General features: G+C 46.9%; 25 protein-coding genes and 1 rRNA gene. 17 read left to right on the top strand and 9 right to left on the bottom strand.

Features of this window, described 5'->3' with window-relative positions:
- The first annotated feature begins 70 nt into the window (after window positions 1–70).
- Window positions 71–1,918 carry an alkaline phosphatase D family protein gene (locus KXJ80_RS04965; RefSeq protein WP_218678914.1) on the top strand — a complete coding sequence of 616 codons (1,848 nt, stop codon included), beginning with the start codon at window positions 71–73 and terminating at the stop codon, window positions 1,916–1,918.
- Between the two features lies 1 nt (window position 1,919).
- Here KXJ80_RS04965 and KXJ80_RS04960 read toward each other — a convergent pair whose 3' ends face one another.
- The 4 genes from KXJ80_RS04960 to KXJ80_RS04945 all read right to left on the bottom strand — a co-directional run bounded on the left by KXJ80_RS04960 (window position 1,920) and on the right by KXJ80_RS04945 (window position 5,166).
- A complete protein-coding gene (locus tag KXJ80_RS04960) occupies window positions 1,920–2,276 on the bottom strand; it encodes a hypothetical protein (protein WP_172589047.1) in 357 nt (118 codons plus the stop codon).
- Window positions 2,277–2,423: 147 nt separating this feature from the next.
- Window positions 2,424–3,341 (bottom strand): pseudouridine synthase, encoded by a 918-nt coding sequence (locus KXJ80_RS04955; RefSeq protein WP_218678277.1) that lies wholly within the window; start codon window positions 3,339–3,341, stop codon window positions 2,424–2,426.
- A 52-nt stretch (window positions 3,342–3,393) separates the two neighbouring features.
- Window positions 3,394–3,969 carry an LON peptidase substrate-binding domain-containing protein gene (locus KXJ80_RS04950; RefSeq protein WP_047536660.1) on the bottom strand — a complete coding sequence of 192 codons (576 nt, stop codon included), beginning with the start codon at window positions 3,967–3,969 and terminating at the stop codon, window positions 3,394–3,396.
- Between the two features lie 141 nt (window positions 3,970–4,110).
- Complete coding sequence (locus KXJ80_RS04945; protein ID WP_218678276.1) at window positions 4,111–5,166, bottom strand: alpha/beta hydrolase; 1,056 nt, start codon at window positions 5,164–5,166, stop codon at window positions 4,111–4,113.
- Window positions 5,167–5,473: 307 nt separating this feature from the next.
- Between KXJ80_RS04945 and KXJ80_RS04940 the strand changes: the two genes are divergently transcribed.
- From KXJ80_RS04940 to KXJ80_RS04925, 4 genes are all read left to right on the top strand, one after another.
- Window positions 5,474–7,867, top strand: coding sequence for a TonB-dependent receptor plug domain-containing protein (locus tag KXJ80_RS04940; protein ID WP_218678275.1), 2,394 nt, complete (start codon window positions 5,474–5,476; stop codon window positions 7,865–7,867).
- A 127-nt stretch (window positions 7,868–7,994) separates the two neighbouring features.
- Window positions 7,995–8,456, top strand: a complete 462-nt coding sequence (locus KXJ80_RS04935; protein ID WP_047536651.1) for a NanQ anomerase/TabA/YiaL family protein — start codon at window positions 7,995–7,997, stop codon at window positions 8,454–8,456.
- A 130-nt stretch (window positions 8,457–8,586) separates the two neighbouring features.
- Window positions 8,587–9,507, top strand: coding sequence for a manganese-dependent inorganic pyrophosphatase (locus KXJ80_RS04930; protein WP_218678274.1), 921 nt, complete (start codon window positions 8,587–8,589; stop codon window positions 9,505–9,507).
- 168 nt (window positions 9,508–9,675) lie between these two features.
- On the top strand, window positions 9,676–10,287 hold the full coding sequence (locus tag KXJ80_RS04925) for a DedA family protein (protein ID WP_037422677.1): 612 nt from the start codon (window positions 9,676–9,678) through the stop codon (window positions 10,285–10,287).
- Window positions 10,288–10,350: 63 nt separating this feature from the next.
- Here the strand turns inward: KXJ80_RS04925 and KXJ80_RS04920 are convergent, their stop codons facing one another.
- The 4 genes from KXJ80_RS04920 to KXJ80_RS04905 form a co-directional block, all read right to left on the bottom strand.
- Window positions 10,351–11,793: a thioesterase gene (locus KXJ80_RS04920; RefSeq protein WP_259474534.1), complete on the bottom strand. Its 1,443-nt coding sequence runs from the start codon at window positions 11,791–11,793 to the stop codon at window positions 10,351–10,353.
- A 140-nt stretch (window positions 11,794–11,933) separates the two neighbouring features.
- The gene (locus KXJ80_RS04915; RefSeq protein WP_218678273.1) at window positions 11,934–12,974 is read right to left on the bottom strand and encodes an MJ1255/VC2487 family glycosyltransferase; all 1,041 of its coding nucleotides are present in this window, start codon (window positions 12,972–12,974) and stop codon (window positions 11,934–11,936) included.
- 72 nt (window positions 12,975–13,046) lie between these two features.
- A complete protein-coding gene (locus KXJ80_RS04910) occupies window positions 13,047–13,559 on the bottom strand; it encodes a phosphatase PAP2 family protein (RefSeq protein ID WP_218678272.1) in 513 nt (170 codons plus the stop codon).
- 351 nt (window positions 13,560–13,910) lie between these two features.
- Window positions 13,911–14,159 carry a YgjV family protein gene (locus tag KXJ80_RS04905; RefSeq protein WP_023266869.1) on the bottom strand — a complete coding sequence of 83 codons (249 nt, stop codon included), beginning with the start codon at window positions 14,157–14,159 and terminating at the stop codon, window positions 13,911–13,913.
- A gap of 323 nt (window positions 14,160–14,482) precedes the next feature.
- Here KXJ80_RS04905 and rraA point away from each other — a divergent pair, with 323 nt between their 5' ends.
- The 12 genes from rraA (at window position 14,483) to hemB (ending at window position 25,208) form a co-directional block, all read left to right on the top strand.
- Window positions 14,483–14,968, top strand: coding sequence for a ribonuclease E activity regulator RraA (gene rraA, locus KXJ80_RS04900; RefSeq protein WP_037422666.1), 486 nt, complete (start codon window positions 14,483–14,485; stop codon window positions 14,966–14,968).
- Between the two features lie 130 nt (window positions 14,969–15,098).
- Window positions 15,099–16,151 carry a formimidoylglutamase gene (locus tag KXJ80_RS04895; RefSeq protein ID WP_218678271.1) on the top strand — a complete coding sequence of 351 codons (1,053 nt, stop codon included), beginning with the start codon at window positions 15,099–15,101 and terminating at the stop codon, window positions 16,149–16,151.
- 241 nt (window positions 16,152–16,392) lie between these two features.
- The gene (ubiE, locus tag KXJ80_RS04890) at window positions 16,393–17,148 is read left to right on the top strand and encodes a bifunctional demethylmenaquinone methyltransferase/2-methoxy-6-polyprenyl-1,4-benzoquinol methylase UbiE (RefSeq protein ID WP_037422660.1); all 756 of its coding nucleotides are present in this window, start codon (window positions 16,393–16,395) and stop codon (window positions 17,146–17,148) included.
- Complete coding sequence (locus KXJ80_RS04885; protein WP_218678270.1) at window positions 17,148–17,768, top strand: ubiquinone biosynthesis accessory factor UbiJ; 621 nt, start codon at window positions 17,148–17,150, stop codon at window positions 17,766–17,768. Before ubiE ends, KXJ80_RS04885 begins: the two co-directional genes overlap by 1 nt.
- Entirely contained in the window at window positions 17,765–19,414 is a 1,650-nt protein-coding gene (ubiB, locus tag KXJ80_RS04880) for a ubiquinone biosynthesis regulatory protein kinase UbiB (RefSeq protein WP_037422654.1), read from the top strand. Before KXJ80_RS04885 ends, ubiB begins: the two co-directional genes overlap by 4 nt.
- 59 nt (window positions 19,415–19,473) lie before the next feature.
- A complete protein-coding gene (gene tatA, locus KXJ80_RS04875) occupies window positions 19,474–19,731 on the top strand; it encodes a Sec-independent protein translocase subunit TatA (RefSeq protein ID WP_037422651.1) in 258 nt (85 codons plus the stop codon).
- A 6-nt stretch (window positions 19,732–19,737) separates the two neighbouring features.
- Window positions 19,738–20,187: a Sec-independent protein translocase protein TatB gene (gene tatB / locus KXJ80_RS04870; RefSeq protein ID WP_037422648.1), complete on the top strand. Its 450-nt coding sequence runs from the start codon at window positions 19,738–19,740 to the stop codon at window positions 20,185–20,187.
- A 3-nt stretch (window positions 20,188–20,190) separates the two neighbouring features.
- The gene (gene tatC, locus KXJ80_RS04865) at window positions 20,191–20,940 is read left to right on the top strand and encodes a twin-arginine translocase subunit TatC (RefSeq protein ID WP_037422645.1); all 750 of its coding nucleotides are present in this window, start codon (window positions 20,191–20,193) and stop codon (window positions 20,938–20,940) included.
- A 44-nt stretch (window positions 20,941–20,984) separates the two neighbouring features.
- Window positions 20,985–21,515 (top strand): hypothetical protein, encoded by a 531-nt coding sequence (locus KXJ80_RS04860; protein WP_218678269.1) that lies wholly within the window; start codon window positions 20,985–20,987, stop codon window positions 21,513–21,515.
- Window positions 21,515–22,318: a TatD family hydrolase gene (locus KXJ80_RS04855; RefSeq protein WP_144346454.1), complete on the top strand. Its 804-nt coding sequence runs from the start codon at window positions 21,515–21,517 to the stop codon at window positions 22,316–22,318. The genes KXJ80_RS04860 and KXJ80_RS04855 overlap by 1 nt, the downstream gene beginning before the upstream one ends.
- Complete coding sequence (locus KXJ80_RS04850) at window positions 22,311–24,188, top strand: sensor domain-containing diguanylate cyclase (RefSeq protein WP_218737969.1); 1,878 nt, start codon at window positions 22,311–22,313, stop codon at window positions 24,186–24,188. The genes KXJ80_RS04855 and KXJ80_RS04850 overlap by 8 nt, the downstream gene beginning before the upstream one ends.
- Before the next feature lie 9 nt (window positions 24,189–24,197).
- Entirely contained in the window at window positions 24,198–25,208 is a 1,011-nt protein-coding gene (gene hemB / locus KXJ80_RS04845) for a porphobilinogen synthase (RefSeq protein WP_218737968.1), read from the top strand.
- 243 nt (window positions 25,209–25,451) lie between these two features.
- Here hemB and rrf read toward each other — a convergent pair.
- Window positions 25,452–25,567 (bottom strand): 5S ribosomal RNA (gene rrf / locus KXJ80_RS04840).
- Between the last annotated feature and the right edge of the window lie 107 nt (window positions 25,568–25,674).

Genomic DNA, 25,674 nt, shown 5'->3' with positions numbered 1-25,674 from the left:
CCCACTCGACCTGATTAACAACAAAAGGCTGAATTTGACTCAAGCACTTCCCCTTATCCTCGCAGGCCCGATGCTGCGCCACTGTGATGCCTCGCACTTTACTCTCTGGTTTGTGAGCCGCGAGCCATTGACTGAATTACAACTGGCCTTAGGGGAGCAAAGTTATGGGTTAACAGAGGAAGAAGTGCATTGCATACCACTCGGCAAGCACGCCTTTCAATATTTGATTAGCCTGTCTCGCCCTCATCTGCTCACACCTAACTCGAGCATTTTTTACCGTGTATCAGCTAAGGGGATTGGCGATATTTTCAATGGTGTCAATGGATTGCACTATAGCGGTGCCGACTCACCCCAGGTTTACTTTTGCACCGAACTCAAACAGGTATGGCATGGCTCATGCCGCAACCCCCACCACCATAGCGAGGATGCCTTAGTCGCCGCCGATACTAAGCTAGCAACACTTATCGATAAGGATTCGCAGCAGCGCCCAGCCCTGTTAATGCTCAGTGGCGATCAAGTTTATGTGGATGATGTTGCTGGCCCCATGTTATGCGCCATTGGTCAGGTGATCGAAAAACTCGGCCTGCACCATGAAGCCTTTCACGGCGCCACTATTGCGGGAAGCGAGGCAATCCGTTATCAAGCCGATAGCTTGTACTTACGCCATAAAACGCTGCTGCCACGTACCGAATATCCCGCCAAAACTGCGCTTTGGCGCTGGTATGTCAACCATCCGATATTTACCTCATCCATCGCAGAAAACCATTTAGTTAGCCTGAGTGAAATGATCGCCCTATACCTACTCACTTGGTCGCCCGAACTATGGGAGTTGGTTGATTTACCCAAGGATGTCGACGGTCTCTCTGCCGCCAACAAGCTGCGGTGGCAAAAAGAATGGCAAAACTTACTGGCCTTTAAAGCGGGACTCACTCAGGTTAGGCGCCTTATGGCGCATATTCCCGTGTATATGATGTTTGATGACCATGATATTACCGATGATTGGAATCTCACCGCCAAGTGGGAACAAGCCGCCTACGGTCATGCATTTTCTAAACGAATCATTGGTAATGCCTTGATTGCCTATACCCTATTCCAAGGATTAGGTAATGCACCGGATAAATTTAATGCCGAGGTTCGCCCAAAGTTAGATGCGTTTTTCAATCGCCCCGACCCTAACACTCAGGATGCCTTGATTGATCTCTTACTGACATTTGAGCAATGGCATTACAGCTTAGACACCTCACCCAAGCTGGTTGTACTCGATACTCGCACCCGCCGTTGGCGCAGTGAATCGAATCTCGCCAAACCCTCGGGCTTGATGGATTGGGAAGCCTTAATGGATTTACAGCAGGCGCTACTGGGTCAATCTAAGGTCATTATCGTCTCGCCCGCGCCGATGTTTGGAGTCAAAGTGATTGAGGCAGTGCAACGCATGGCCACTTTTATGGGCGCTTCGCTGCTGGTTGATGCGGAAAACTGGATGGCACATCCGGGCGCAGCCAATGCTTTGCTAAGCATCTTTATGCACCGCAAGACCCCAGAGCAATTCGTTATCCTCTCGGGGGATGTGCACTACTCCTTTGCCTACGACATCAGCATTCGCTTCCGCCGTAGCAGCCCAAATATTTACCAAATTACCTGTAGCGGGATTAAAAACCAGTTCCCCGAAAAACTACTGCCACTTTTCGACAAGCTCAATGGTTGGCTTTACGGCCACTTCTCACCATTGAACCTATTTACCAAGCGAAAGCGAATGTCATTACGGGGCAGGCGGCCAAATGGCGAACGGAGCAAGCGTTTAGTCAACCGCAGCGGCATCGGCATTTTGGTATTAGCGGATAATGGCGAGCCCACAAAAATTGCCGTATTACATGGGGATATGAGCGAAACTCGGTTCGAACCACCGAGGCAAGAATAGTTTATTGCAACGGTTCAACACGCTTTTCAACCACTGCCGAATTAGCTGGCGTTATCACGCTATCTTCTTGCTTGGGCAAGCTTTGATTAAATAGCTGTGACTCGGGGCGCTTTGGCGGCGAGGTATTATCTAACATCTGATCCCAAATGACCTTTGGTGAGGATGACGATTCGGCTTTACTCTCATCCTCCTGCATGATCTCTGCACTTGGCTTTTTGGGTTCGATGACCGCACTCGCTTTACGGATCTCTGTGGTCAACTCATGAACATAGGGATGTTTCGTCCAGTTACCAACATACATGGCGCCTAAAAGCACTGCGAGACAGAGCAAAATTGAAATGATTGCAGATTTGGTCATGCTATTACTTCCCTCAAACAACCAATACAAGACTCCTTACTGCTAGCGAGCGTAATTCCGTCTGTATTCTTATCATCGCTGAGAAAACCACACAATCATATTGCACTAGCCCACTTTTCTCATTGTGGCAATAATGCTTTCCGCTGACTAAAGTGTTAATCCATCACATTGAATATCGTGCGTGCGACCACTGATTGGATCAACAAAACGTAATCGCTGCGCCAAGAGTTGTAGTGGCTTGGTAAAATCATCCGGCCCTTTAGGTAATAATGTCGGATAAAAGCGATCATTTAATAATGGCATACCAAGGCTTTGCATATGCACCCGCAATTGGTGAGTTTTACCGGTAATAGGGCTTAAATGAAATAAACCAAACTCGCCTTTTATCGCAACCAAGCTTATCTCCGAGTGAGTATTTGTCATGCCTTCAACTATTTTCATGGTAAAACTGGGTTCGCTGCGTTGCATGCGATTTTTGACCGTCCAATGCTTTGGTAAAGTTAATTCGCCACTGGCATATTGTGCCAAAAGTTCAGGAGTGAGTTTGGCAATCGCTTGATAATCTTTACGGATCGCATCATCGATAAATAATTGGTGATAAATATGCCGCGTCTCTGGGCGAGTCGTCATCAGGATTACGCCAGCGGTTTCCCGGTCTAACCTGTGGGCTGGGGCGATAGTGTCTATCCCAGTGCTTAAGCGTAAACGATGCACTAGGCACTCATTCACATAATCACCGCTGGGGGTGACGGGTAAAAAATGCGGTTTGTAGGCCAAGATAAGGTTGTCATCTTGAAACAAAATCGGCGACTCGAAGGGGACTTTCGCTTCCACTGCGACTTCACGATAGTAGTATGCCCTCGCCGTCGGGCGATAGGCGGTATCTAATCCAATTAAGCTGCCGTCTTGCCAATGCACTTTGCCATCGAGGATGCGCTGACGCCAAACCGCTTCGCCAATATGGGCATAATGCTCGATCAAAAAAGAAAATACGGTCGGTTTATCAACCACTTCTAGGGGGAGAACCACAAAAGAAGGTTGGGCGGCACGGGCGGTTTGAGTCATAGAAACAACTAGCGGCGATAATGAGCCGCTATTTTAGCCTTGGTGTGGTTTTTCAGTCCACATGGGACTTGATAAGTTGCAATACAAAATCCATGGTTTTATGGCAGTCGGGCTGATTCACCAACACCAGCTTATCGCGGTTATACATGGGCAGCACTTCTAACCAACGTTGGCTCACCCAAGCCGCATCCTCTAAATGCACTTGGGAATACAACTCCAGTAAGTCAGGGTTCACCTCATAGAATTGTTCAAGGGCAGCACTGATCAGTTCGAACTCCCCTTCTATCGGCTCTTCTTGCCAATTTTGGCAAGGCAAAGTGCGGGACATCCACAGCTTATCTTTTGCTTGCGCTGCGGAGAGAATACTAACCCTTTGGCGCCCCTCTAAAACGATGCTGAGGGTATCATCTTCTAACTGATTAAAATCGATAATCTCGCACTGTGTCGCAGTCGGATAACAGGGCGGATTGCCGCTGGGCTTACTCGCCGCAAATGCCAAATCGTATTTGCCTTTTAACACATCTGCGACCATGCGCAATTGGCCCGGCTCGACCACGCGGACCTCAATCCTTCCCTGTGGCAGCAACAAGGCATCGCGCATAATTAACGCCATTTCTCGTGTTTGCATAGCAACCTCCTGCCCACTGATACAAGAATGTGCTCAAAAATCAGCCACACCTTATTAATTTAGAGTGTAGCAGGAGAAATAATTTCCTTCCTAAAGTCGCTGACGGTAAAAAGCATTTAGGCCGAGTTTACCCCTCTCACCCTACAGCGGCGCTAAGTGTGCTGCGACATTGCCCTTTGCATACACTTCGGCAAATTCGTCAGCAAGCCGCTCGCTTAAGGCAACAGAACGGCGCCAATACTGCATCCGCTGCGCAGTATCCAGTTGTTTAAAGTCTTCACGGTCGGGCACCTTACCAAAAGGCAGTGACGCCACAAACTCCGCCGAAGGCGCCAGCACCAAGGCGTTATGGTAATTGGTGCGCGCTCGGCGCCAGGTCAAGGATTTATCGAACCATCCAGGGCTCATATGGGGATAAAAATGCGGGTACAGGGTCAATCCCATAGTATGGGATAAGGGCAAATCGAAGTGATAGTCGGTGATGCCGCCATCATAGTATTGCCCCGCGGGCGCGCCATCAATCCGTGAGACTGACGCAAGCACTAATGGAATAGATCCCGTTGCCAACATCACAGCATCCATATTGGCCTCGGTGAGCCTCGCCTGCTGGCTGGGTAAATCGTCAAGTTGCTTAAAAGGTGATGCTGCCACTTGCTGGCTAAACACCACCCGCTCGAAATGCCAGCCCAAGGTTTTGCGGCTAATGAGGTTGGTCGCAGCCGCCATCGCTAGCCCAGCCGCTAATGGCAATCTATGGCTAAGACGATTGATGTGTTTAGCGCGGCAGGCAATTAAGTGACTGTGAATAAAGGGATGATTGACTATCTCGCGCCCACCCGTCTCGCCAAGAATACCTTGGACTATGCCCTTTACCTGCTCGCTCACTTCCTGCGGCGTCGGTATGGTTTCATACCGCTGGCCAATATAGTAATCCTCTAAACGTCCGTAGGCTTGTAGTGGATCCTGCTGTGCCAAACAGGCTAAACGCCAGGCGCCAGAGGATGCCCCTAAGGTGTATAGCGGCGTTTGCCTATCTTTAAAAAATTCAGCAAAAAGATACTTATCAAGACCCGCAATCCCTAACCATTTGGGCCCACCGGATGCGGCCAATAGCTGTGTAAAAGCATCGGGATGCAGACCTTGTTCCCTGATAATGTTAAAGGCCATAGGACCTGCAAGAAAGCGTAATGAGGGCAAAACTCAACTCCTTAAAGTGCCTCAAACCTGAGGTTTAGCGCCATTAAAACACAGCCACTCAGCACGATAAACCTTCAGTACACCTAATGGATCTAGATGATTTTATTCACTTAGCCCATCACATTCAAAGTGGCGACATATTCGACTGGCTTTAAGGGATTATCTAGAACAGTAAGCTCTGAGTTAGTACTTTTCTGTCTAGATGTAACAATTGTTACAGTGATAACCTTCACCCTATCGAATTGTTACTTTCGTTGGTTCAATGTTTTCGTTCCAGCCTAAAGGTTACTCCACATTGAGAGGTTTTATGCGTCCAGCCGTTATCGCATTAGCAGTATCTTCAACTTTGGTTTTTCCTGTCGTACACGCAGAAGAGCAGGCCAGCAGCTTTGAGAAAATTGAAGTCGTCGGCTCGCGGATCGCCCTGCGCACCGCAACTGACAGCGTTGCCCCCGTCGATATCATTACCGCGGAACAACTCGAATCCACAGGTATGACCGAAACGGCTAAGGCGCTGCAATTTGCCGCGCCAAGTTACAGTTTCCCCTTCTCATCGGTCACCGATGGCTCAGACGCGGTGCGTCCTGCCAGCTTACGCGGCCTGTCGCCTGATCACACGCTCGTACTGGTAAACGGCAAACGCCGCCATGGTTCGGCGCTGGTGCATTTAAGTGGCACTGTCGGCAAGGGCTCATCTAACGTCGATTTGAACGCAATCCCGATGACATCAATTAAGCGCATCGAAATCCTGCGTGATGGCGCCTCGGCACAATACGGCTCAGATGCGATTGCTGGTGTTATCAACGTAGTCTTAAAAGACAACGACCAAGGCGGTAGCGTCTCGGCTCAAGCCGGACAAACCTATCTGGGTGACGGTGAACAATGGCGCGTTGGTGTGAACCACGGGATCAGTTTAAACAACGACGGTTTTGTGAATATTGGCGTTGAAGCTCACCATAAAGACAGCACCAACCGCGCAGGCTTAGATCCACGCCAACAATATCCTAAGCTGCCAGACGGTTCGGATGATCCGCGTGAAGCGACTTTCAACCGCAAGAGCCACCAGGTGGGCGACGCCGAATACGATAACTTAGGCTTATTTATCAACGCGGCGCAGCCTTTATCAAACGACAGTAAACTCTATGCCTTCGGTGGCATTAGCCAACGTGAAACCAAATCCGGCGCATTTTATCGCCGCGCGCTCGATGCCCGTAACTTGACCGAGCTTTATCCCGACGGCTTTTTACCGCAGATCAATCCTAAGATCATCGACTCATCATTCGTGTTGGGCTACGAGTTCAACCTCGGCGAGTGGAATATTGATACTTCAGCGGGCTATGGCGGAAACTCGTTCGAATACAACATTGTAAACACCCTAAACGCATCACTCGGCCCAGATAGCCCGACGGAATTCGATGCGGGCACCCTGTCCACCAGCGAAGCAAACCTGAACATCGATATCTCGCGCTACTATAACTTTGCCAATGACTCAGAGATTTTAGTGGCAACGGGTGTCTCTTGGCGCCAAAACGGTTATCAGATTGACGCAGGCGAACCGGGTTCTTACATCAATGGCGGTTATGATAACCGTGCAGCGGGCAGCCAAGGTTTTACCGGCTTTACACCTGAGTCAGAAGTCGATGAAACTCGCGATAATACCGGTGTTTATGTTGAGCTTGAAAACCAATTAACCACTGAGTTTTATTGGGCAGCGGCGCTACGTTACGAAAACTATTCTGACTTTGGCGGCAACACCAGTTGGAAGCTCGCGGGCCGTTACGACTTCACTGACCATTTAGCGCTGCGCGGCACAGTAAACACAGGCTTTAGAGCGCCGAGCGTACAACAGCTGTACTTCAGCAATATCTCGACCTTGTTTAATCCTGATCCGACTACTGGCCAGTTAGTGCCTATCGAATCAGGCACCTTCAACACCTTATCGCCAGTCACTAAGGCCCTTGGCATTAACGAGCTCGACCCAGAGCTGTCGCAATCCTTCAGCTTAGGCTTGGTCTACACCAATGATACGGGTTTAGCGTTAACCTTGGATGCCTATCAGATTTCAATCGATGACAGGATTATCCTCTCAAGCTCAGTGACGCCAAACGACTCACCCGCTGTTGCGGCGGCGCTAGCCAATACTAATGCAGAATCGGCGCGCTTCTTTATTAACGCCGTCGATACCCGTACTCGCGGCGTTGATCTAGTAGTGAGCCAAGATTTTGATATCGGCTCTTGGGGCGATTTACGCGCCAACTTAGCCTACGCCTACAATAAGACTGAAATCCAAGATATTCATTTCCCTGAAATTTTGGACGGACTCGGCCCTAAACTCTTCGATAATATCGAACAAACCCGCATGACCTCTGCGACGCCACATAACACAGGTAACTTTGGTCTGACCCATGAATTAGGTGACTTTAAGACTAACATTCGCCTCAGCTATTTCGGTGATTACACTGTGGGTTACTCAACGGGTGATGTGAATTACAGCGACCAATGGGTGATGGATTTATCCGTACGCTACGCCGCAACCGATGCCTTAAGCTTCACCGCTGGCGTACAAAACTTGTTTGATGTGTATCCTGAAAAACGCCCAGATGACAATAACTTCAATGGTATTTTCGTCTATCCATTAACCAACACGCCGTTTGGATTTAATGGGGGATACTACTTCCTCGAGGCTAAGTACACTTACTAAGCAGCAAACCATCAAAACAGGCCATTTATGGCCTGTTTTTTTATGTCTATCGCTTATGTTCTAACGGCAGTGAACTGATTATAATCTTTACAATTCACTCATTTACTTACGCCATATCGAGTACCCCATGATTGTCGATACCTTAGCTAATCGCCATATTTATCAATCACTCAGCCCACGCATTGCCACGGCATTAGCACATCTTGCCAGCACCGACTTTAGCCAACTGCCCGTTGGCAATTATCCCCTCAATGGCGAGGATATTTTCGTGATCGTCAATGATTACCACACCAAGCCACAATCGACGGAACCCTTTGAAGTGCATCAAAAATACATCGATGTGCAGTATGTGGTCAGCGGCGAAGAAGAGTTTGGCTATCTGCCATTGGCCGACCAGACACCCTCAAAACCTTATTTCGAAAAGCACGATTACGCCGAGTTTGATTACGAGTCGAATAAAGCCAACGCCTCCTACATTCAACTAAAGGCAGGGATGTTTGCGCTCTTTTTCCCTGGCGACATGCATATGCCCGGCACGAGTGATACACCAACAGCGGTGCGTAAAGTCGTGATAAAAGTGAAAATCTAAAATCTGAGTCAACAATGCCTAAGTTTTGACAGAAATAGCCGCTTAAGGCGCAGCGATATGCGCTTTGGCTATTTCCGAATCCGACGAAATATTGTTAAAATTGCCACAAATTTAAAGGAGAGTCCCTGAAATGCCTATGTACGTTGTCGGTCACAAAATCCCCGATTCTGATTCAATCTGTGGTGCTATCGCGTTAGCTTATCTCAAAAACCAAATCGGTGAAGAAGCCGTTGCCGCACGTTTAGGTGAGTTATCACCCGAAACCGCTTTTATTCTGGAGCGTTTTGGCTTTGAAGCGCCAGAATACAAAACCAGCTATGCTGGCGAGCAGGTCTACATTGTTGACCACTCTGAACTGACTCAAGCACCAGACGATATCGCCAAAGCGACCATCGTAGGGATTGTGGATCACCACAAACTAGGCGATCTGACCACTGATACGCCATTAGAGTGTTGGATCCGCCCTGTTGGTTGCAGCAATACGGTCATTAAGATGATGTACGACTTTTACCAAGTCGCCATCCCTAAGAACATCGCTGGCATTATGATGTGCGCCATCCTAAGCGACACTGTGATCTTCAAATCACCGACTTGCACCACAGCTGATATTCGCTGCGTTGAAGCCTTAGCCGAAATCGCAGGCATCGAAGACTTTAAAGCACTGGGCATGGAAATGTTCAAAGTGAAGTCTGCCGTTGAAGGCACACCAGCACGCGATCTCGTGATGCGCGACTTTAAAGACTTCAACATGAACGGTAACTTAGTCGGTATCGGCCAATTAGAAGTAATTGATCTGTCAGTATTTGATGCAATCAAAGCCGAACTAGAAGCCGATATTAAAGCACTGAAGGTTGATGGTAACCGCCACAGCGTACTATTACTGCTGACCGACATTATGAAAGAAGGCTCAGAACTGTTAGTGGTTTCTGACGATGCCGATCTAATTAACCGCGCCTACGGTAAAACTCCAGTTGATGGCAAAGTGTGGTTAGACGGTGTATTAAGCCGTAAGAAGCAAGTTGTACCACAACTGCAGGCCGCTTTCGCTTAGGCGACTATTAAGTCTTAAAGCCTAAAAAGCCGAACTCAGTTCGGCTTTTTTGTGCCTTCGATATGCTCCATTCCATAAAATCAGTATGAAACTTTGCTCATAAAGCTACCCTAAATTTGGCAGTGCCGAGTAAGATGGGATGATTCATTCCTGCTCCCTGTTTTCATCATGCCAGAAGTCTTACAACACCTTATTACCGAAATGACCCCTTGGTTGCAGCAATACGGTTATCTGCTTCTGTTTATCGCTATTGCCGTCGAGGGATTTGGCATTCCAGCCCCAGGACAATCCTTACTCATTGTTGCCAGTTTACTGGCGGCTACGGGGCAAATGTCACTGTCATTAGTTTTGATCGTAGCCAGCGGTGCAGCCCTGTGTGGCAACACATTGGGTTATTTTATTGGTCGACGCTTTGGCGAGGTATTGCTGCGGAAAGGTTGGATAAAACCCAAACTAGAAGACAAAATTCATGATGTGATTGGCCAGTATGGCATTGCGGCCTTAGTGCTCAGCCGTTTTGTCGAAGGGCTTAAGCAATTTATGTTTATAGGCTGTGGGCTGGCCAAGATGCCTTTTAAACAATTTGTGATGGGCAACCTACTCGCCACCAGCATTTGGGTAACCCTTTTTGGTTTAGGACCAGTGTTAATCCGCGATGAAATCGCACCAATACTCGCGTTTTATCACCAACATAAATACCCTACATGGGCGATCGTTAGCCTGTTGCTAATCTCGTTACTGCTGCTAAGTTGGCGTAAATGGCAAATGAAAAATCAATAAAGTGCGCACTTCCATATGCTCATTTTACCGCCGAGATTGTGGTAACCCAATTGTAGTAATGAGTTACTCATTCTCAACTTTAGGTCGAGGTGGCGTTTCCCCTAGCGGTTGATGCTCATTCGCTGGATTAGCCTGTGGCGATTCTTCCTTTACACCTTCCCGCTGTGGCAATTCCAAGGTTGATTCTGTCTTTATCGGGACTGGAGGCTCTGGTTGCTGTGATGGTTTTTCAGCTTCAGCAACAGGTTCAACAATAACCACAGGCTCGTCTGGAGTACTCGTTTGGCCACTGGTTGTGTTTGTGGCTTCAGGCTCTGGCGCAAGGGTGGCTAAATCTTCATTCGCAGGGCTTTCAACCGCATGTTTAGGCAATTGATTTCGATATAAATCAATCATACCCATCACCTCGGACAGCGCCTTAGCGTGATCCGACGTTAAGATCCCATTATGCCCAGAGACAATTTCATCGGACACAGCGAGCACCCAAACCGCCTGCATATTGGCATCGGGACAGGTCTGCACACTGCGCCTTGCCTGTAAGCGGGCTCGAATTTTCCAGCCCGAATGCGGCAACGTCATCATACAACCGGGAAGCTGATCGTGAGCCATTAATGCTGAAGGCATTTTCATTGGCGTAGCACAGTTACCGCCTGAACATTTATCGATATCATGGGTTATTGCCCAAGAATTACCCAGTGCCCGTTCGCCATCTTTTATGTAATTAAACGCCTCTTTTACCGCAAAATCGCCCTTCGATTGCAACACCACCATACTCGGTTTTTGCCTATCTAAGCTCATCAAAGTATCGAGCGGCTTAAAATCCTGCGTTGGCGCGGCGGGGTTTAACAGTAAGAATAGATTTGGGTTATCTTGCTCAGTATCGATAGCCGCCTTAATTCTATCTTTGCTGGCGTGCAACACGACTAAGCCACCAAGACTATGACCGATAACGGTATAACGCAGTAACTGATGCTCAGCGACCAATCCATCCAATTTATCCAGTAACTGCGATAAACCCGTTTGCCCTATGCGTTTTGCTACGGCTTTACGCTGCAAAATAGTCGGGAAATCCAATGGTTCAATCCAACTAGTAGCATCATCTGAACCATCGATCCAGAAAGGATCGTACTTATCTCCCCGCCAGCCGATGTATAGGCCGAGCAAGTTTCGTTGAGAATCAGAGGCAGCCATTTGCTGATAAAACTGCTCGAAAGCGACAAAGTTTTCATCCTTGGGATTGGCACTGTGGTGCCAGCCATGGACAAAAATCAGCAACTCAGGTGCTGTGCCATTATTGGGTTGTAAAATCCGAGCCTTAAGCGCTTGCCATTGTCCATCATTGTGGGGCTGGCCTTGATCGTTAAATTCAATCACATGCAGATTTTGCTTGGCAGTATCAGGGCCGGGCATGTGGTAGGCTTGGTCGGGAATAAAAGGAAGCAAAATACCGAGGGACAACAACATTAAAAACAGTAACTTGTACTGAGCAAACTTCTTAAGGCTCATTTATGACAACTAAATTGTGGCCATACTAGGCCAATAAAGACACGCTGCTGGGGCTAACAGCAAATTGGCCAAATTATACGCTAACCCCAGATTCCCAGCTAGAGCGGAAATAGCCTTTTATCACAGTGCTCACATCAATCTTAGCGCCATGTGTCTGGCAATTTCACTTGGCTCCAAAGTTCGGCGCACAATGGTGTAGTATTCTGCCACTGTCCACTCCCTATCCATTTAACTAAAGCATCACCGACTTGCGGATAGGCAATGGGATTTGGCGATGCGGCCTTAAGCCAACGCTTAACCGCGCTGATATCTAAGCTCATCATACTGTCACCCGCCCCCAATAATTGTAGCGCTGCCACATTCGATAGCTGCTCGAATTGACCAATCAGCGGTTTGACCAACAACTTTTTACCTAAGGTCAGCGCCTCACTCGCCAGCTCAAATCCCGCATTGCCGATGACACCACCGCAAGTCGCTAAGTGCTGTTTAAATCCATCACGATTAAACCCATGCCATTGAATATGATCGGCAATGCGTTTGGTAGGCTGCTTGGCGTGATACACCAAAAACTGATAATCCGTAAAAGGCTTAAAAAAGTCGGCAATCACATCCGCCTCTTCGAAGGGTAAATACACCAATATTTGATGGGTATGTTCAATAGGGCTGACATCCACTTCGACAAAGGGAGGCAAGATCGGAAAACCAAAATGATGCCAATGGCATCCTAAAGCCACATCCACCGGTGCAAAGTAGTTGAGTAGTAACTCATTCAACCAAGTGCTTCCCAATTTAGGCACAGGATGAGTCAATGCAGCTTGGTGGCTTATCCCAATCGAGGGGACTCCCTGGCGCCTCGCCGCCCATGCGGATACGGGTTCAAAATCATTTAGAACGAGGTCATAGCAACTCAGATCCAGCGCTTGAATATCCTTAAGCAACGATAAGGAACAATTCTGCTTCACCGTTTGCGTGATATTGACTCGCCCTGAGTGCGTAGCAAAAGTCATCCCTGCTTGGACGCGATACTCCCCAAAACACTCCATATCGAAAAAATCTTCAGGCTTGCGCCCCGAAAACAAAAAGTCGACTTGAATATTGTGCTCAACTAAGGCCTTTGCCATCACTCGAGCACGACTTAAATGACCATTCCCTGTGCCTTGCACTCCGTAGAGTATTCGCATTGCTTATCCTTTAACTGTGAATGAAAGAGTGGTGAATCAAGGAGGTATCCAACGAATGAGTGCCTGATTGTGTTAAATCACGGGATGCACAAGCAAAACAGCCCCCGTACCTAACAGAACACCGGCGACAATATCTGAGGGGTAATGCACCCCAAGCGCAATACGCGAGCCACCAATACAGAGCGCCCATACGTAAGCAAAAGGCGCAGCCACGGGATACACCTGCGCCACACTTGTGGCCATCACAAAGGCGGCCGACGTGTGTCCCGAAGGTAGGCTAAAACGATCTGAGGGTTCAAAGCCGCTTTCAAACCCAACCAAGGCATGACAGGGTCGAGTACGGCGAATGCTATTTTTGAGTAATATGTACAACGGCAATTCAATCAAAAAACTCGCCAACAGCAGATTGAACAGGTTCTGCCCTTGGGAGTGTGTCAGCATCAACCCAACAGAGAGATACAGATACACATGCCCATCTCCAGTTGCCGATATCCGCTTCGCCCAAGCATAAACACCGTGACGTTGGCTCAAATCCACAATGCGGTAAAACATGCGCTTATCTAAGTCTGTAATGTAACTCAACATAAAACAGGCTCCTTGCTGGCATGCCAGCGAGTATCATGGCAATGTTAATGAGTGCATTCTCTCGACAGCTGTTAGCGTCTGCATGTGTTAACGCCCTGTCAGACGACTATTTCACGATAGAACCCCACGCTAAACCTACGACAACTTAAACAGAGATGGCTTAAGTGCTCAGTGTTAAGGTGAGACTAAGAACTGCCGATGACGGTAAAGTGACATCAGGCCTAAAGTTTTATGACACCTGTGGCGAAAATGGCGAGGAATGAAGCTATCAATTGGAGCAAGAGGGAAAACGTACGGGGAGAATACAGTGCTGCCCAGTTGCTATGAACGGGCAACACTGTCAGAAAACCTTCAAGCGATAGCTTGTTCCAGCGCTTTAGCGCGGTAAATTTTCGTCAAATGGTAAATATTGATACAGGCAACAAAGGCGTTCATCCCCGCAACAGGCCAGGCTGAAATAAATACGCCATAGATAACAAACAAGGTACAACCGACAAAGTTTAACCATCTTAACCAGATGATATTCTTCATCATAAGTGAAATTGCCACCATTACTGAGGCAAAATAACCAATAATTTCAATCGTGTTTACAGCTTCCATAGGCACCTCTCGAAGGCCCTCTACCGTCCATAAGCGTAACGGGGGGTCCTTGCCCCTAAAGCAAATTAAGTTAAGTAAGTTAATTTAAACTTGGGATATAATACCAAAACGCGCAACAGAGTTGTAATAAAAAACCGTTATTTAATGACCGATATCAAGTTTTGAGGATAAACACCTGTTAAGTGACGAAAGTTTACAACATAAGTGTTAACGTCCAAGTGCAACAATACCGTGATTGATAACACTTTTCTTTTCAGGAATCCCTTTTATACTGGCGTAAACTCGCTAAACTGTACGCAACGCGGATCAATAGGAGTGTAAATATGGAATACAACACCTCAGAACTATGTGACATGTACTTAGATGTCGTAGATGTAGTCGAGCCCATGTTCAGTAACTACGGTGGTTGTAGCTCTTTTGGCGGTTCTATCAGCACCATTAAGTGCTTTGAAGACAACGGCCTAATCACCGAGGTCTTACAAGAAGATGGCCAAGGTAAAGTCTTGCTGGTTGACGGTGGTGGTTCATTACGCCGCGCCCTGATCGATGCATCTATCGCAGAAATCGCAGTCAACAACAACTGGGAAGGCATTATCGTTTACGGTTCGGTACGCGATGTGGATGCGCTGGAAGAATTAGACATCGGCATTCAAGCCCTTGCTTCAATTCCTGTGGGCGCCGATGGCAATTCAGTGGGTGAAGTCGATATCCCGGTCAACTTTGGCGGCGTGACCTTCCTCCCTGGCGATCATATCTATGCCGATAACACTGGCGTCATTCTATCGCCAGAACCACTCGATATCGAGTAATGCTAAATAACATCGAAAGAAAGCCAGCTAAGCTGGCTTTTTTATTGGCAGATACCATTAAGTACCATTGAATATTCGTCCTTGGGTACGCCACAATATCCCTGTCCCTACCCGATAAGAATACTAATCTATGTCTGAATTTATCCCATTTACCCAAGCCGATATCGCCAGTCTCGTTAGCCCGCGAGCCGGTGAGACCAAAATAGGCCAATGCGTACACTTGGCTAACCATGAACATCCATTAGAAGCGATACTCACCACCGCAAAAGCCCATGGTGCTCAATTTGCCATTGTCGGAGTGGGTGAAGATATCGGCCCACGGGCAAACTTAGGCAGAAGCGGTGCCACCGATGCCTTTACCACCAGCATGCGCCAGTGGTTGAATTTACAGTCGAATCGTTTTCTTTCGGGCGCCGAATGCCTGATTTTAGGGCAAGTTCATACGGCGGATCTGCAATTACAGGCACAGGATGGCGAAGGCGCGAGCCTAACCCATCTACGCCAAACAGTTGAGCAGCTCGATGAACGGGTGATTAAACTAGTCAGCGCCATACAAGCGGCAGGGCTTGAACCCATAGTGATTGGTGGCGGCCACAACAATGCCTATGGCCTGTTAATGGCAACCTCGGCCCATTATCAACGCCAAGTTGCCGCAGTGAATTTAGATCCGCACAGTGATTTTCGCCTGCTCGAAGGGCGTCACAGCGGTAATGGCTTTAGTTACGCCGCTAATCGCGGTGCGCTGGGTTATTACCATGTGCTCGGTTTGCACGAGCTCAAAAACAGCGAGGCCAATTTACAACAACTCACTGAGTTTGGTGGCACTTGGCATAGCCTCCAACAAATTTGGATTCGCCGAGAGATTAGCCTGACGCAGGCGCTACAAGATATTGCTAACAAACTTAACCAAACAGCGCTCCCAGTAGCGCTAGAATTGGATGTCGATGCCATCGCCAAAATGCCGAGCAGTGCCTCTACAGCTGCGGGAATTCCCCTACTCGATGCCGCCCACTACATTAGCTATATCGCCAGCCGATGTCCCTGTGCTTATTTACATTTAGCCGAAGCCGCACCAAGCTGTCATGAGGCCGGCATAGAGGCGGGCTTTAGGGACGTGGGTCAAAGTATCAGCGAGTTAATTTATGCCTATGTACAAGCAAGATGCCAATTTTTAGCCCGATAGCCTCGTTTGCTTGTGTCCTTACGGGCGCGAAGCTATTCACCAAATCCTGATATTGTGGTCTAATGCCAGTCCATTTTATCGGGTCGGCACACTAAACACTGGCAAAAGCCAAACTCTTTAAGCTAACGCCTTGAGGAGAGTTTACTAGCTCGATCACAGAGTGATAGATCAAAGATTCAGCAAATGCAGGCGATGGCTTACACTCGCCACTAATACTTTGCAAAACAATAGGAATACATTGATGTCTGAGGGTGAATCTAAAAATACCCACTTTGGTTATAAAACCGTAGAGGCGGATAAAAAGGCCGATCTCGTTGCTGGCGTGTTCCATTCGGTTGCCGCCAAGTACGATATCATGAATGACGTTATGTCCTTCGGTATTCACCGTTTTTGGAAACGCTACACCATTGAAGTATCTGGCGCTCGTCCGGGTATGAAGGTGCTTGATCTTGCCGGTGGTACGGGCGATTTAACCGCTAAATTCTCTCACTTAGTGGGCGATAAAGGCGAAGTGGTTTTAGCTGATATCAACGATTCTATGCTAAAAGTGGGCCGCACTAAGCTACGTGACAAAGGCATTGTCAACAATGTCAGCTACGTGCAAGCCAATGCCGAAGCACTGCCCTTCCCCGATAATCACTTCGATATCATCACCATCGCCTTTGGTCTGCGTAACGTAACAGACAAAGATGCAGCGCTTCGTTCTATGAACCGCGTACTTAAGCCAGGTGGTAAGTTATTGGTATTAGAGTTTTCTAAGCCCCAGCATGAAATCATGCGTAAAGTGTATGATTTATATAGCTTCAAAGTCTTACCAAAGATGGGTGAACTCATTACTAAAGACGCTGACAGCTATGAGTACTTGGCCGAATCCATTCGGATGCATCCAGATCAAGACACTCTTAAGCAAATGATGGTGGATGCGGGCTTTGAACAGGTCGATTACACCAATATGACCGATGGCATTGTCGCCCTGCACCGTGGTTATAAATTCTAATGATGCCGCAAGAAGTGGTGTTACTTGCCTGCGCCGCTATTGAGATGGGTCTGAAACAACTTCAGACCCAAGCGGGCGACGCCTATGCGCGCCAGCGCCAGCTACATGGCAAAGTATTTCGTATTCAATTAACGCAACTCAACTGGCCAATTTACTTGGTCTTTGCCAAAGAAATCCAAGTACTGAGTCGCTATGAAGGTAATGTCGATGTCAGTCTGCACGCTGATGCAACGACACTTTATCGCGTGTCAGAAGGTGCCAACCTGACTGAACTTATCAAGCAAGATAAGCTCAAGCTCGAAGGCGATCTGAACTTATTACAAAGCTTTAGCCAATATCTACGTAGCATAGAGTTTGATTTTGCCGAACCCATTTCGCGTTATTTGGGTGACGGCCCCACTCACAAGCTCATCAGTACAAGCCATCAGGCAAAAGGTCTTGCACTTGAAGTATTGCGTAAAACCCGCTCCCATTTAGGGCAACTCGCTATCGAAGAGTATCGGCTTGCGCCCCATCGGATTGAACTTATTCATTTGTGCGATCAAATAGATGACTTAGTTACCGACACTCACGCGCTCGAACAACGGATTGCCCAATTAAGAGACTCAATTAAGCCATGACCCTTGCCAGTATCCGCCGCGGTTATCATGTGATTAAGACCCTATTGCAATATGGGTTAGATGATGTTTTACCGCCAAAGATGACCCCTTGGTACTTTAAACTCGCCCGCAATAGTCTGTTTTGGATCCGTAATAAACACAAAGGTAAATCCGGTGGCGAGCGCTTAAAGCTAGCAATGCAAGAGCTTGGCCCTGTGTATATCAAGCTCGGGCAAATGCTCTCCACCCGCCGTGACTTACTGAGTGATGAATGGGCGACAGAGCTTGCCATGTTGCAGGATAAAGTCCCTCCCTTCGATGGCGCACTCGCCCGACTCGCGATAGAAGCAGAGCTTAAAGCACCAATCGAGACCTTCTTTGATGACTTTAATGAAACGCCATTAGCCTCGGCCTCGATTTCTCAAGTACATACCGCGACGCTTAAATCCAATGGCAAGGCCGTGGTATTAAAAGTGCTGCGCCCGAACGTAGAAACTAAAATCCAGGCCGATCTCCTGCTGATGTCGCAAACGGCGAAGGTCATCGATTATCTTCTTGGCGAAGGTAACCGACTACGCCCAGCCGAGGTGATTGAAGATTACCGCGTCACCATTTTAGGGGAGCTCAACCTTAAGCTTGAGGCCCTCAATGCCATTAAACTACGTAATAACTTCCTCGACTCAGACGCGCTCTATATTCCTTATGTATATGAAGAGTTTTGTTATCCACGTTTGATGGTGATGGAACGGATTTACGGTATTCCAGTATCGGATATCGCTGCACTTAAGGCACAAGGCACAAACTTTAAACTGCTAGCCGAACGGGGCGTAGAGCTATTTTTCACCCAAGTGTTCCGCGATAACTTTTTCCACGCGGATATGCATCCGGGAAATATTTTTATCTCCCGCGAACATCCCGAAAACCCTTACTATATTGGCCTTGATTGCGGCATTATGGGCACGCTCAGTGAGGTCGATAAGCGCTATCTCGCGGAAAACTTCCTCGCGTTTTTCAATCGTGATTATCACCGCATCGCGCAACTGTATATTGAGTCGGGCTGGGTGTCGGAAAAAACCGATCTGCAAGCTTTTGAACAAGCCATCAAGGTCGTGTGTGAACCCATGTTTAACAAGCCCTTAGATGAAATATCCTTTGGGCATGTGTTGTTAGAGCTGTTCCGTACCGCACGGCATTTTGATATCGTCGTGCAGCCTCAGCTCGTGCTGCTCGAAAAGACTTTGCTGTATATTGAAGGTTTAGGCCGTCAGCTCTATCCGCAGCTGGATCTCTGGCAGACCGCTAAACCCTTTTTAGAGCAGTGGATGGCCGAGCAAGTGGGACCTAAAGCCATGTTTAAAAAGGTATCCACAAAACTGCCATATTGGTCTGATAAACTTCCGGAATTCCCTGAACTAATTTATGACAACCTTAAATTAGGCAGGAAATTGCTGAGTTCTCAGCAACAAATGCTAGATAAGTATCTGAAATACCAGCAGCAAGCACATAAGAGTAATTACTTACTCATCACTTCTGCAATTTTATTGATCTGTGGCACGTTATTGTTCAACCAAGACGCTACACTGTTGAGCCCTTACGTGTGCCTGATTTCAGGTACGGTACTGTGGATTATCGGATGGCGATCTAGGCCAAAGAATCGTAAATTTTAGCTAGCACTAATTAATCAGAGGTTCATAATAGAACCGATATCAATTAAGAGGATACCTTCATGGGTGGCATTAGTATTTGGCAACTTCTTATCATCGCGTTAATCGTTGTCTTATTGTTTGGAACTAAGAAATTACGCTCTTTGGGTGGTGACTTAGGTGGTGCTGTTAAGGGCTTCAAAAACGCCATGTCTTCAGAAGAAGATAAAAAGGCGCTAGAAGACACTGAAGCGGCAAAACCAGTGCAAACTGCACAAACCGCACAACCAACTCAACAGGCGACTGAAAAGAAACCTGAGTCTCACAAAGAACAGGCGTAACTCTTTATGTTTGACGGTATCGGCTTTATGGAGCTGCTGCTGATCGGTGTTCTGGGGCTGGTCGTTCTTGGCCCCGAACGTCTACCGGTTGCAGTACGTTCAGTAACCAGTTGGATCCGCGCGATGAAACGCATGGCCAACTCAGTCAAAGAAGAACTTGAGCAAGAGCTAAAGATCGAGCAGTTGCACGCCGACCTCAAAAAAGCGGAGAGCAAAGGTTTATCTAACCTCTCTCCCGAGCTGCAAGAGTCAATCGATCAATTGAAGCAAGCCGCGCAGTCAGTGAATCGTCCTTACCAAGTGCAAGATATTCCCAGTGCACAGGAAAACCAGATCCACAATCCTGCAAGCCAAACGGTTTCTACCGAGGCGAGTCCAACTTCGGCTTCCTCCGCCCCACATAGTGAGTCCATTCAGGGCGAGGATACCCGTTCTAACCCTAAAGCTAACGGATAATTCATGTCGCAACAGCAGCCACTTATCAGCCATTTGCTTGAACTTAGGTCCAAGCTGCTTAAATCCATTGCCAGTGTATTGATTGTATTTATTTGTAGTGTGTATTGGGCAAATGATATTTACCATTACATGGCAATTCCTTTAATGCAGTCTTTGCCCTTAGGTGGCAGTATGATTGCGACCGATGTGGCCGCACCTTTCTTCGCCCCTTTTAAACTGACATTAGTTCTGTCATTTTTTGTGGCCGTACCCTATGTGCTCTTTCAAATTTGGTCCTTCGTAGCACCAGGTTTGTATAAGCATGAAAAACGCTTAGTTATGCCGCTACTTTTTAGCAGCACAGTGCTATTTTACTTAGGTATAGCCTTCGCTTATTACGTTGTATTCCCAGTTGTATTTGGCTTTTTTGCCAACACTGCTCCAGAGGGAGTACAAGTTGCAACCGATATCAGCAGCTATCTTGATTTTGTACTGAAATTATTTTTTGCATTCGGCTTATCCTTTGAGATCCCGATTGCCGTTGTTTTACTCTGCTGGGCCGGTGTGACAACACCTGAAGATCTCAAGCAAAAACGCCCCTATATTATTGTCGGCGCATTCGTGGTGGGTATGCTGCTCACACCACCTGATGTTATTTCCCAAACTATGCTTGCCGTGCCAATGCTGTTATTGTTCGAAGGCGGATTATTTGCGGCTCGTTTTTACAGTAAACCTGATGACGAGACCGATGAAGAACAACCAACGAATGACTAATGCCTCAATCGGCATTAGAGGAAAATAATAATAAGGAAACTGGGATGCGTTTAACTCTACTGACTGGTGCAGTGTTACTGGTATCTGCACAGGCTAATGCCGGTATTGAGCAGCAATTAACTCAATGTGCAGGGATAACGGACAAGCTCGAGCGCTTGGTATGCTATGACAACCTCGCAGCAAGCATTCAAGTCACCACAGTGACCAATAACACCACGGCACCGATAGCTGTCGCCCCCGTTGTCACTCCCGCAGCGGCCCCTGCAGCTTTGGCGACTGCAGCTCCTGTTGCTGCTGCCGCGACCAATGTCGAAGATAATTTCGGTATGGAAGTTAAACGCGTCCAAGAGAATACGACTGACAAAATTTATCTCGATGTGGAGTCAATAGCAGAAGATGCCTACGGCGCTTTAAAAATTACCTTTACCAATGGCCAAGTTTGGAAACAAACCGAAAACCGTAAATTCAATCTCAAAGTCGGTGAAAAAGTATTTATCGAAAAAGCTGCGCTTGGCTCTTTCTTAATGGGTACTGAGGATCGTAATGCTAAGGTGAGGGTAAAACGCCTAAAATAATGTCATCTTATATAGATATCGCTGTCAACTTGCTTGGCAGCGCACTCGAACCAGACATAGCGCAAATCATACAAGCAGCGGCGGACCAAGGGGTTTCGCCGTTAATTGTTATTGGCAGTGATTTAAGCGAAAGCGCGGCAGCCATTCAATTATGCCAACAGTATCCCAAACAGCTTTATTGCACTGCAGGTGTACACCCGCATCATGCTAGCGAATGGCAAACGAATTCCAAACAAACTCTCATAGATTTATGCCAAGCATCGCAGGTCGTTGCCGTTGGTGAATGCGGGCTAGACTATAATAGGGACTTTTCCCCCCGTCCGGCCCAGCGCAAAGCATTTATCGCCCAATTAGAACTGGCGATTGAACTTCAAAAACCCGTTCTGATGCATGAGCGAGATGCCCATAGTGATTTTCTCAGCATTGTTAGTGATTACCGCCCCCATCTTCGCGGCGCATTGTTACACTGCTTTACTGGCACTCGCACGCAAATGGAAGCTTATATCGATCTCGATTTACACTTAGGAATTACAGGTTGGGTTTGTGATGAAAGGCGTGGCCAAGAATTAGCAGCGCTAGTGCCATTTATTCCAAAAGATCGCTTATTGATCGAAACAGATAGTCCTTATCTGCTGCCGCGTAGCATGCGTCCTAAGCCTAAATCCAGTAAAAATAAACCCGAATATTTGCCTTATATTGCTCGGTATATTGCCAATCTACGCGGAGAAGATCCGGCTGAATTTGCAAAACAATGCTATCAAAATAGCCTAGCGTTTTTTAATTTGAGTCAACAGAATGGCTAAATTAAGTTGCTTATTGGTTTTGCTTATCAGTATGCTCATATCATCTGGCAGCTTCGCAAGCATAATCAACATCAATGAACACACTCCGACGCCGCTCAGTCTAACACCTTGGCTAATGGTGACTCATCCCCATACTGAAAGTCAGTTAGCGGACATTGAAGCACTCCCCAAGGCACAATGGCATAAGTTTACCAGTAACGATATTCAACGTCTTAGCCTGCATAATTTTTGGCTGTCAGTTAATCTTAGTAGTAACAACGAAAGCCTTTCACGCATTCTTGCCTTAGATAATCCCTTATTAGATAAAGTAACTATTTACCATCTTGTAGATAACCAACTCGTCAACACAACGTATATGGGAGATACACTTCCCTATAAACAGCGTCCACTGCTGAGTAATATTTTTCTATACCCTTTTAAAATTAACACCAATGAACAACATACCTTTTATATACATATTGAAACCGAAGGCAATGCGGCCGTTCCTTTAAATTTATGGTCAGCCAACGATTTGGCACAAATAGCGGAATCAACAGCTGTCGAACATGGATTTCAGCTTGGGGTACTCGCCGCCATCGGTATATTCAGTCTATTTATCGCGTTAGCTTCTGGTTCATTCAGTTACAGCTATTACTCCGGCTACGTCCTTAGCATGACTCTCTTAGTTGCCACGATTAATGGTTTCGCATTCCGCTTCCTCTGGCCTAATTGGCCAACATTGCAGCAACTGATGGTTCCAGTGCTACTTCCTTTGGTTATGGCTTTCGCCTTAATGTTTACCGAAAAAATTTTACAATTAAAATACTATAATCGCCGCATGCTATTGATGTGCCGTTATAGTGCCGTTTATATCCTTTTAATCTGTTTATTAGTTCCCTTTTTGCGTTATGGCACTGTACTTTATATTGAGATTATCTCGGTTGTCGTGCTCAGTATCATTATGATGATACTCGCAATTATTCAAGCCGCTAGAGGGCAAAAATTAGCCAAACTTTATACTGTTGGCTGGGTGAGTATGCTGACGGGTGCGTGCCTGAGTAGCTTACTGTATTTAGGCGTTATCGAGCTGAATATCAAACCTCAGACACCTGTAATGCTGGGGTTAACCTTTGAAATCATCTTTATGTCACTCGTGCTTGCTATCCGCTATAACGACGAACGTAAAGCCAAACAACGCATTCAACAAGAAGCACTAAAACAAGCACAAAAAATTCGTAGCGCACGTGAAGATGCATTAAAAGTAGAAGCAGAAACTAACGAAAGACTGGAACAAATGGTGCAAGAGCGCACTTTGGAACTTGAAATTACCCTGCGCGAATTGCATGAAGTTAATCAAAAGCTCACAGAACAAAGCACTGTAGACAGCTTAACGGGGGCTAAAAACCGCAGTGCCTTCGATAAACGCCTATTAGCAGAAAGCCGTATAAGTCGTCGTCAAGAAACGCCAATAGCACTATTAATGATCGATATCGATCGATTTAAATCTATCAATGATCAATTTGGCCATTTAGCGGGTGATCAAGCCCTAAAACTTATCACGAAGACATTGCAGCAGCATTTAAAACGATCAACGGATCTAGTATCACGTTTTGGTGGAGAAGAGTTTGCTATTATTCTCCCCAATACCAACGCGGATGGTGCGCTTCAAGTCGCTGAAAATATAAGAGATGCAGTGGCTAGTATCGGCCTTGAATGGGAAGGAAAACCCATACCACTCACCGTCAGTATCGGCGTGAGTGCCGACGTAATCTTGAATGAACAACACAGTACCGAATTATTAGAGCAGGCAGATAAAGCCCTCTATCAAGCAAAAAATAGCGGACGCAATCAAGTGAAATTGTATGCGCCAGCGCAAACAGAACCTAATTAGGAGTCTAATGTGAATATCATTACCAGTGCCTTCCCACAGCGCAGAATGCGCCGCATGCGCAAACATGATTTTAGCCGTCGCCTGATGGCAGAGAATCACCTAACAGTGAATGACCTAATCTATCCTATGTTTGTGCTCGAAGGCAGTAATCGCAGCGAAAAAGTCGCTTCAATGCCAGGTGTGGAGCGTTATTCAATCGACTTACTGCTCAAAGAAGCAGAAGAACTTGTTGAATTAGGCATCCCCTTAATTGCCCTCTTTCCTGTCACGCCTGCAGAGAAAAAGTCTCTCATGGCAGAAGAAGCTTACAATGCTGACGCACTAGTGCAACGTGCTGTACGTGAACTCAAAAAAGTCTTCCCACAACTTGGCATTATGACGGACGTGGCTCTAGACCCTTTCACGACCCATGGTCAAGACGGCATTATTGATGAAACAGGCTATATCCTGAATGACATCACTACAGAAATTTTAGTTAAACAAGCCTTGTCCCATGCCGAAGCGGGCGCTGATATTGTTGCGCCATCGGATATGATGGATGGCCGCATCGGCGCGATCCGTCAAGCACTGGAAGCAGCTGGCCATGTTAATACCCAGATCATGGCCTATTCAGCCAAATACTCTTCGAGCTACTATGGCCCATTCCGTGATGCAGTTGGCTCAGCAGGTAACCTAAAAGGTGGAAATAAGCATAGCTATCAAATGGACCCAGCTAACAGTGATGAAGCACTACACGAAGTGGCGCTCGATATCCAAGAAGGTGCTGATATGGTGATGGTAAAACCAGGTATGCCATATCTCGACATCGTTCATCGTGTTAAAACTGAGTTAGCTGTTCCTACTTTTGCTTACCAAGTGAGTGGTGAATATGCCATGCACATGGCCGCGATCCAAAATGGCTGGTTAGCTGAAAAGGCTATCGTCATGGAATCGCTACTATGCTTCAAACGTGCCGGTGCCGATGGCATTCTTACCTACTTCGCCAAACGTGCAGCACAGTGGCTAAAAGAAGCTAAATAATAGGGTTTAAAAACCAATGCTAAGCATAAAGGGCAGCCAAACGCTGCCCTTTTTATTAGCTCGAAGAAAGCCTTTGAAACTATTGCTCTGTCGGTCAAATCGATATGTAGGTAATAACTATCGTCATCGCAGAAGCGAATAAAAGGAAGTGATGAATAGGAAGTAGTAATATAGAGAATGAAATTACAAACGCCTAAAACAAAAAAGCCAGCTTATTCAGCTGGCTTCATTGTTTAGTTAGGCGCTTGGCGATGACCTACTCTCACATGGGGAGACCCCACACTACCATCGGCGCGATTGCGTTTCACTTCTGAGTTCGGGATGGGATCAGGTGGGACCACAATGCTATTGTCACCAAGCAAATTTGGTATCTACTCCCCATCTTATGTGGGCAGTAAATGAATTCGGAAAGCTGTATTGAGTATCACTTCTTAAGTGTTTCTATTCAAGCTAAGTGCTACTTAGC

Source organism: Shewanella xiamenensis (assembly GCF_024971755.1).
GTDB lineage: Bacteria > Pseudomonadota > Gammaproteobacteria > Enterobacterales > Shewanellaceae > Shewanella > Shewanella xiamenensis.
The sequence above is the reverse complement of the archived record's forward strand: the minus strand, read 5'-3'. Positions and strand labels throughout refer to the sequence as shown.